Below are 1,319 nucleotides of genomic sequence, written 5' to 3' on the forward strand. Positions count from 1 at the left end.
GACCGGCCCCGAGGTTGAGGTGTCCTACTTCGGAGTTCCCCATCTGCCCCTCGGGCAACCCTACTGCTTCACCCGCAGCCCTCAAGGTTGTAAAGGGAAACTCTATCCTGTAGCGATCAAGGTTTGGCGTGCTTGCGGCAGCTATGGCGTTTCCGACCTTATCGGGGTTTACTCCCCATCCATCAAGAACACACAGGACGACCGGTCTGGGTCGCTTTATCTCCACGACATTATGCCTTTTATTATGCATGGTACTCAAAAAATAATTTCCACCTTTATCTATCAAATCCCTGGACCCCGGGTCCTCCAAGCTGAGCTTCGCTCAGGCCTCTGGACCCTTACTATTTACGGGCGTTTTTTACGATGCCGGCAAAGCTCTCGGCTTCAAGGCTTGCACCGCCGACAAGAGCCCCGTTGATATCCGATTCGGCCATGAAGTCGGCGATATTGCCGGCTTTGACGCTTCCGCCATAAAGAATCGGGATGTCCTGGGCGGCATCGGTTCCAAACCTGGATGCCAAAACCGCACGAATGTGCCTGATGACATCGTTGGCGTCCTCGGGAAGGGCTGTTTTGCCTGTTCCGATAGCCCAAATCGGCTCGTAGGCAACAATAAAGCTCTTCATATCCCCGGCCTCCAGCCCCTCGGTGCCCCCTAGAATCTGGGACTCGATGAAGGAATCGGTCTTGCCGGCTTCTCTCTGTTCGAGCGACTCGCCGCAACACATGATCGGCGTGATATCATGCCTGAGCGCTGCCTTTACCTTTTTATTTACGGTCTCGTCGGTCTCACCGAAGTACATGCGCCTCTCCGAGTGACCGAGAATCACGTAGTCGCATTCCAAATCCTTTAGCATCAGCGGAGAAACCTCGCCTGTGTAAGCGCCTTCGTCCTCCCAGAACATATTTTGAGCGCCCAGTTTTATGGCCGGTTTGTCCTGCCACAGAACGGTATAGACGCTTTTAAGATCCGTAGACGGCGGGCAGACGATAACCTCTACACCATCGTATCCCCTATCGTCCTGCGCAAGGTCGTCCAACTGATCCTCGAGATCCTGGACTAGAAACACCGCTTCCTTGGCTGTTTTGTACATCTTCCAATTCCCCGCAATTATCCTGCGCTTATCCCCCATTTAGTCCTCCTTATATAAGCTTAAATTATATTATGCGGGACGTGGCAGATATCATAGACTGCTCTGCCTTGATCTCGCTGTGTGCTCTCTAGATTCTTCGCTGCGCTCAGAATGACATCCAGCTGACAGTCTTACTAGAACGTCCACGACTCAAACATCTTTTTTTCATCCTTCGCTGCGCTCAGA

At 52.5% G+C, this 1,319-nt stretch carries 1 protein-coding gene and 1 pseudogene; both read right to left on the bottom strand.

Annotated features, from left to right (window positions below; genetic code table 11):
- Window positions 1-220, bottom strand: a pseudogene (locus COY37_RS03260) (2,3-bisphosphoglycerate-independent phosphoglycerate mutase); the annotation flags it as partial.
- A 121-nt stretch (window positions 221-341) separates the two neighbouring features.
- Window positions 342-1,133: a triose-phosphate isomerase gene (tpiA, locus tag COY37_RS03265; RefSeq protein ID WP_286677872.1), complete on the bottom strand. Its 792-nt coding sequence runs from the start codon at window positions 1,131-1,133 to the stop codon at window positions 342-344.
- Window positions 1,134-1,319 lie beyond the last annotated feature (186 nt).

Origin of the sequence: Candidatus Aquicultor secundus (genome assembly GCF_002791875.1) — a bacterium.
In the GTDB taxonomy this organism is placed as follows: Bacteria; Actinomycetota; Aquicultoria; order Aquicultorales; family Aquicultoraceae; genus Aquicultor_A; species Aquicultor_A secundus.